Source organism: Parasynechococcus sp., assembly GCF_042954325.1.
Taxonomy (GTDB): domain Bacteria; phylum Cyanobacteriota; class Cyanobacteriia; order PCC-6307; family Cyanobiaceae; genus Parasynechococcus.
This window is the reverse complement of record NZ_JBGKDS010000083.1, coordinates 1-5503: the sequence shown is the minus strand read 5'-3', so window position 1 is coordinate 5503 and position 5503 is coordinate 1. Positions and strand designations below refer to the sequence as shown.

At 63.2% G+C, this 5503-nt stretch carries 7 protein-coding genes; 5 read left to right on the top strand and 2 right to left on the bottom strand.

The annotated features are described in order from the left end of the window. Positions 1 to 588 (bottom strand): 2OG-Fe(II) oxygenase (locus tag ACGVKB_RS10430; protein ID WP_392351673.1); only part of this gene is annotated, 588 nt, incomplete at its 3' end. Beyond that, complete coding sequence (locus tag ACGVKB_RS10425) at positions 585 to 1037, bottom strand: protein phosphatase (protein WP_392351672.1); 453 nt, start codon at positions 1035 to 1037, stop codon at positions 585 to 587. The genes ACGVKB_RS10425 and ACGVKB_RS10430, both read right to left, overlap by 4 nt. A 54-nt stretch (positions 1038 to 1091) precedes the next feature. Between ACGVKB_RS10425 and ACGVKB_RS10420 the strand changes: the two genes are divergently transcribed. From ACGVKB_RS10420 to ACGVKB_RS10400, 5 genes are read left to right on the top strand one after another with little or no spacing between them, the layout of a single operon-like run. Then, positions 1092 to 1349, top strand: coding sequence for a hypothetical protein (locus tag ACGVKB_RS10420; protein ID WP_392351671.1), 258 nt, complete (start codon positions 1092 to 1094; stop codon positions 1347 to 1349). 6 nt (positions 1350 to 1355) lie between these two features. Then, positions 1356 to 2267, top strand: a complete 912-nt coding sequence (locus tag ACGVKB_RS10415) for an oxidoreductase (RefSeq protein ID WP_392351670.1) — start codon at positions 1356 to 1358, stop codon at positions 2265 to 2267. Continuing rightward, complete coding sequence (locus tag ACGVKB_RS10410; protein WP_392351669.1) at positions 2257 to 4230, top strand: 4Fe-4S binding protein; 1974 nt, start codon at positions 2257 to 2259, stop codon at positions 4228 to 4230. The genes ACGVKB_RS10415 and ACGVKB_RS10410 overlap by 11 nt, the downstream gene beginning before the upstream one ends. A gap of 4 nt (positions 4231 to 4234) precedes the next feature. Continuing rightward, entirely contained in the window at positions 4235 to 4639 is a 405-nt protein-coding gene (locus ACGVKB_RS10405) for a transcriptional repressor (RefSeq protein WP_392351668.1), read from the top strand. Next, positions 4636 to 5379, top strand: coding sequence for an MBL fold metallo-hydrolase (locus tag ACGVKB_RS10400; protein ID WP_392351667.1), 744 nt, complete (start codon positions 4636 to 4638; stop codon positions 5377 to 5379). Before ACGVKB_RS10405 ends, ACGVKB_RS10400 begins: the two co-directional genes overlap by 4 nt. Positions 5380 to 5503: the final 124 nt, after the last annotated feature.

Below are 5503 nucleotides of genomic sequence, written 5' to 3'. Positions count from 1 at the left end.
GCCAGCATTGATCCAACCGGTGGCGATGAGCTTGCTGGCGCTCTCGTTGACCCGGCCCCGGTGAATGTGGGACGGCCCGGCGGGAAAGATCACCAACTTGCCCCGCTCCGCCGGTTCGTGGTGGTCCTGCCAGTGAAACTCAGTTCCGGCCTCATCAACGTCGTTGCAATAGAGAATCCAAGCCAACACCCGGTGCACCGGTTCGGTGGCCTCATCGCTGATGGTCCAATCGCAGTGCCAGCGCTTGAACCCCTCCCCCGGGGCGTAGTGCTGGAGGTTGAAGATCGGATTCACAAACAGGCTCTGCTGCGGGCAGCACTGCCGGAACAACGGCCGCTCCTGTAAGTAGCGCTCCAAGCCGGCCGTCACCCCACGAAGGATCAGTTGCGAGAGGGCAAAGGATTCGGGTTCCGAGCGATCAATCGCCACCAGGCTGATGTCGGTGCTCTGTTTCGCCGGTTCCCCCTCACCCTCGGGCCCGAAGGCCACGCCAGGCCGCTGCAAATCCACCCGGCGCTCGAAGAACTCACACACCGCATCCGCCACCGAGGCGTAACCGGGATTGCTGTAGCGCCCGATCAGGTTCATGCCGCAGCCTCCACGCGAGGAATCACCACCACAGCATCGAGCAGCTGCCAGCGCTCCCGGTCAGCCACCACATGGCCTTGCAACTGAACCTGCTCCATCACCGTGGCAGCGCTCTCCAGATCGAGAGGGACACCGGGACCCATCGGCAACACCAGCACCTGCTGCTCAGCCGGATCGGCCATCACCTGCAGATCGAGGGCCTCCAGCTCCCGCTCAAAGAACACCCGCCGCATCCGGGTGGTGAGGCTTGGTCCAAGCGCATCGACGAAACGGGCCATCCCGGCTTCATCCCCGGAGCTGCCGCAATTCAGCGACAGCCAGATCAGCAACTTGACCCAGCTCTCCACCGTCCATAACGGTTGAAAGCTTTCGCGGTGTTGACGAACAAGCTCCGCAATCGCGAAATCAAACAAGGTGGCCTGCAGGCCAGTGGCTTCAGCGGTGTCCATGGCCGTCATCCTCTCCTCCAAGAGGTCAGACTGTGAGGACCGGTTGTTTTCACCATGGCCCTGGACCTGAACGATCCCGAGCTGGAGTTTGCCGATCTGGTCTACGCCTACCAAAGCTGGGTCATGGCCGTGATCAATGACGAAAAACTGGAGAGTGAGGACAAATTGCTCACCGACGACATCGCGGAGGATGCGCTCAATTCAATGCGCTTTCTTCCCGGCGAAGTCACCAGTGCGATCGAAACCAGCCTTGCCCGCGTCTACGACGTCGATCCAGACGAACTCGCCGAACTGCTGTTCCCTGAGGAGTGATGCGGGATGGGGTGGTCCGCCGACAACATCCCGTCCCTGGAGGGTCGCCTGGCCCTGGTGACCGGGGCCAACATCGGCCTCGGACTTGAAACCACGCGTCAACTGGCCCGCAAAGGGGCCAGGGTCGTCATGGCCTGCCGGGATCCGAACAAAGCCGCGGCCGCCAGGGATCAATTGCAAGCTGAAGGCTGCTCGGACCTCGAGGCCTTAACGCTGGACCTGGGTGATCTGCGCTCGGTTCATAACGCTGTGCAAGAGCTGCAGCACCGCCACAGCCGGCTGGATCTGCTGATCAACAATGCCGGCGTCATGGCCCCCCCACGGCGCACGAGTGCCCAGGGCCATGAGTGGCAGCTCGCCGTCAACCATCTGGGCCACATGGCCCTCACCCTGGGAGTGCTGCCGCTGATGGCATCGTCCCCGGCCCCGAGGGTGGTCACGGTCACCTCCGGCGCCCAGTACTTCGGCCGGATCCGCTGGGACGATCTGAACTGGTCGCAGCGCTACGACCGCTATGGCGCCTATGCCCAGAGCAAGCTGGCCAACGTGATGTTTGCGCTGGAACTGGACAGCCGCCTGCGCCAAGGGAACAGCCCCGTTCAATCCCTTGCCGCCCACCCGGGCCTGGCCAAAACCAATCTGCAACCGACGGCGCTGGCCAGTTCAGGACAACCCTTGGAAGCGCTGAGCTATCAGCTGATGGGGCCACTGTTTCAAAGTCCAGCCATGGGCGCATTGCCCCAACTGCATGCGGCAACAGCGCTCTCGGCGCAGGGCGGTGAGCACTACGGACCCGATGGATTGGGTGGTCTTCGGGGCTATCCCCGCCAATGCCGGATCGCCCCGGCGGCACTGGAGCCAGCGCAACGGCAACGGCTGTGGTCCCTCAGCCAGGAGCTGATCGACGATGCCCGATGACCTGCAACGGCTGGAGCGTCTGGCCCCGTACGTCCTGGGTCGAGCCCGTCGCGGAGTCGTCGGCAACAGCCGCTACGCCAAACGCCTGCGCAGCGAACTGCTCGATGCGGCCAATGACCCCGAACAGCGACCCATCCTGATCAGTGGCGAACCGGGCCTTGAGAAAGACAACCTCGCCGCCCTGGTCCATTTCGGCTCCTCCAGTCGACGACAGCTGCTGGTGCGTTTCGAGGCTGCAGATCTCCAAGGTCAAGGCCGTCGATTGCTCGATGACCTCGGCGAGCACAGCCTGCTGATCAGCGGTGTGGATCAGCTCAACACCGACCTCCGGGACCACCTCCTGGCGATGGCACGGGGTGAATGCGAGAGCTTTCAAGGCCGGGTGTTGTTCACAGCAGAAAGCTGTCTGAAAAGCTTCGATGGCATCACCGCGCAGATACGTGTGCCGCCGCTGCGTGTCCGGCGCTCGGATCTCGGCGATTGGATGCGCTATTTGATCCGCCAACACGCCCCTGGGCTGGGTTGGAGTCGGCCCCCAGAACTGCCCGATGCCGTGGTGCGGCGCCTGCAGAACCATGCCTTCGCGGACAATCTCAACGAACTCGACACGCTGGTGCAGCGAGCCCTACGGCAGGTGCGCCTGCAACCGCCGCAGGGACACCCACCGGTGCTGCCGGAAGCGGCCTTCTGGCTGGAGCGTGATGAACATGTGGCGCGCTTTGATCTCTGGCGCTGGAAACCTTGGCTGCGCCAGCTGATGCGGTCGCGCCGGCTCTGGACAGTGCTGCTCTACGGCTTGGTCAGCTGGATGTTCGTCGTGGCCAACCTCGGGCTCTGGCTGGGCCCACAGACGCGTGCGGACAATCCGATCCTCATCCTGTTCTGGGCCTGGTGGTGGCCGCTGATCCTGCTCACCTATCCCTTGGTCGGACGCCTCTGGTGTTCGATTTGCCCCTTCATGGTCTGGGGCTCAATCACCCAAAAGCTCACACCCTGGCGCAAGCGAATCTGGCCGCACGGTGATCTCGACCGTTGGGCGTCACCGGTTCTGGCCGCCGGCTTTGGATTGATCCTGCTGTGGGAAGAGGTCTGGAACCTGGAGAACACCGCCTGGCTGAGCAGCTGTCTGCTGCTGCTGATCACGGCGGGAGCCGTGGTGGGATCCACGTTGTTTGAAAAACGGTTCTGGTGCCGGTATCTCTGCCCCGTGGGTGGAATGAACGGTCTGTTCGCCAAGCTCTCCATCCTTGAACTCAGAGCTGAATCCGGCACCTGCAGCGGCAGCTGCAGCAGCTACGCCTGCTTCAAGGGCGGACCGGCCGAAGGCGAAGGGCTGGAGACGGACGGCTGTCCACTGGGCACCCACCCAGCCCATCTCACCGACAACCGCAACTGCGTGCTTTGCATGAGCTGCGCCCAGGCCTGTCCCAACCGTTCGGTTCAACTGCGGCTGCGCCCCCCAGCCGCTGATCTGCAGAGGGACATGCACACACCGGAGGGCGAACGGGGCTTGATCCTGGTGTTGGCGGGGGGCATCTGTTTGCACCACTGGGATCGTCTGCTGGGCTGGCTGCCCTTGACGCCGCTCTCTCTCCATGAGGGACCGTTGCTGCCACGGCTGAGCATCGCGGCACTCGCCCTGGCCCTACCGTCCGTCCTCGGCCTCTGGGTCAACCGCCGCTGGCTGTACGCGGCACTCCCCTTGCTCTGGGCTCTGTTACTGGCACGGCATCTACCGATCGGCATGGCGGAAGCCGGCACGGTGCTTCCCACTGGATGGCCGCAGTGGCAAGCCGATCCCCATGTCATCGGTTTTTGTCAGTCTCTGGCGATCAGCATTGGCCTGGGAACAGCCCTTGTGATGCTGAGGCGGCTGCTCAATCAGAACGGACGCACCTGGCTGCTTGGCAGCATGGTGATGCTGCTACTGGGCTTGGGTGGTCGATGGCTCGTGCACCTTTGAGGCGATGACCGATTCCCGCCAGGATTTGAATACGCGCCAACAAGCGCTGCTCGCCGCTCTCGACGATTGCGGCGACGAAATGACGGGCCAACAGCTGCACCGCTCTCTGGCCTCCGGGCCCTCCGTCATGGGGTTGGCCACGGTGTATCGCAACCTGCGTCAACTCCAACAGAAAGGGTTGATTCGCTGTCGCCACCTCCCCACCGGGGAGGCGATGTATGCACCGGTCGAGCGTGATCGTCACCACCTCACTTGCGTGGACTGTGGCGAAACCATGGCCCTCGATCACTGTCCGATCCATGCCATGGAGGTGCCAGTCGATGCCCGTCAGGGCTTCGATTTGCTGTTTCACACGCTTGAATTCTTTGGACTGTGCAGCGCCTGCCGCGAACGGCAGGCATCCCCATGACCCTGGCCGCCACGTATTACGGAGCCAATGGCTGGCTACTGGAATTTGATCAGCTTCGGGTGCTCGTCGACCCTTGGCTGCGGGGCAGCCTGAGCTTTCCACCCGGACGTTGGTTCCTGCACGGAGAGCTGCCCGAGGAACAGGCGATTCCTGACCAACTGGATCTGCTGCTGCTCACCCAGGGGCTGGCCGACCATGCCCACCCGGCCACGCTTGAACGGCTGCCCCGTGATCTACCCATCGTCGGCTCAGCGGCCGCCGCTGCGGTCGTCCAACGCCTCGGTTTCCAAACCATCACCAGCCTGAAACCCGGACAGCAGTGCCAGGTGAGCGACCTCAGCATCCAGGCCAGTGCAGGGGCACCGGTCCCGATGGTGGAGAACGGCTATCTGCTCCGGCATCCAGCGGGACGGCTTTATCTCGAACCACACGGTTTCCTCGACCCCGACCTCGCCGCTGAACCACTGGATGCGGTGATCACACCGATGGTGGACCTCGGTCTGCCCGGGGTGGGCGCCTTCGTCAAAGGTCATCAGGTGGTTCCGGAACTGATGGAACGGTTTCAACCCAAAACAGTGCTGGCCAGCACCTCCGGCGGGGACATCCGCTTTGGAGGCGCCCTCAGTGGCCTGATCCAACAACAAGGCAGCGTGGCGGAAACCGGAGCATCCCTCGGCGACGGGGCCCTCTGGCTGGACCCAACCCCAGGGGTGCGCAATCTCCTGGCCACGGGCAACTGAACGCCTCAGCAAATGGGGTTAAGCTTTGTAACAAGAGCTTTGATCCCATGGATTCCCGTCAGGCCAACGATTCCTGGTTCCAGAACGCCGCCGCGCGTGAAATTCATCTCGATCAGCTCAAGCG